The organism is Streptomyces sp. NPDC002785 (assembly GCF_040295565.1).
GTDB lineage: Bacteria > Actinomycetota > Actinomycetes > Streptomycetales > Streptomycetaceae > Streptomyces.
In genome coordinates, this window is record NZ_JBEOVN010000438.1 from 1 (window position 1) to 1,229 (window position 1,229).

A 1,229-nucleotide genomic window follows, 5' to 3' on the forward strand; every position below is an offset into this window, starting at 1 on the left:
AGACCATCGGACCGGCCCACCGACACCGCGCCACGCGTGGCCAGCCACAGCGGGGCGTCGAAGCCCACGTCGCCCAGCGCCTGCACCAACGCGGCGTTACCGAACAGTCCGGCCTCACCCGCATCGGCCAGCAGCGAGAACACGCCCGCCACCGCACCGTCACCGGCCTCCGCACGCAACCGCCCGGCCACCACCGCGCGGCCGGTATCCGCACCCAGCTCGACCAGCCGCGCTCCAGCGCCGCGCTCGGACAGCATCCGTACGACGTCCTCGGCCCACGGAGTTTCCCCGGCCGGAGCGACGACCAGCCACCGGCCGCTCGGCGTTCCGGCGGCGCGGTCACCCACCGGCTTCCAGGTGACGCGGTAGCGCCAACCGTCCACCGCCGAGCGCGCGCGCTGCTGCCGCCGCCATGCCGACAACGCCGGAAGCAATGCCTCCAACGCGCCTTCGCCGTCGACCTCCAGCGTGGCCGCCAGCGAGTCGAGGTCCTCCCGTTCCACTGCCTCCCAGAAGCGGGCGTCGACCGAGTTCCTGCCGCCTTCGGTGGCAGCGGAGCCGCCGGTCCGGATGTCCAGCCAGTAGCGCTGCCGCTGGAACGCGTACGTCGGCAGGTCCACCCGCCGCGCCCCGGTCCCGGCGAAGAATGCCTGCCAGTCCAGCGCGACTCCGCGCACCTGGAGCCCGGCGAGGGCTGCGGTCAGCGTCTCGGCCTCGGGACGGCCGCCACGCAGCACGGAAACGAAGACCGCGCCGCCTTCGACCAGACAGTCTTGCCCCATGGCCGAGAGCACCCCGTCGGGGCCCAGCTCGACAAAGGCGGTGACGCCCTGCGCTTCGAGAGTACGGATGCCGTCGAAGAAGCGAACGGCGTCGCGGACGTGCCGGACCCAGAAATCGGGGCTGGTGATCTCCTCGGCGGATACCAGCGCACCGGTCAGGTTGGACACGATCGGAATGCGCGGGGCCTCGTACGACAGCGTCTCCGCGACCTCGCGGAACGCCTCCAACATGCCATCCATACGGGGCGAGTGAAACGCATGACTGACCGTCAGGCGCTTCGTCTTACGGCCCTGTCGTTCGAAGGTCGCGGCGATCGCGACGGCCGCGTCCTCGTCACCCGCGATCACCACAGACGTCGGGCCGTTGAGCGCGGCAATGCTCACACCCTCGGTCAACAACGGCACAACCTCGTCCTCCGACGCCTGCACCGCGAACATCGCGCCACC

General features: G+C 71.2%; 1 protein-coding gene. It reads right to left on the reverse strand.

What is annotated here, in order from left to right:
• The coding region (locus ABTZ94_RS37605) for an acyltransferase domain-containing protein (RefSeq protein WP_502967384.1) at window positions 1-1,187 on the reverse strand (1,187 nt) is incomplete at its 3' end.
• Window positions 1,188-1,229 lie beyond the last annotated feature (42 nt).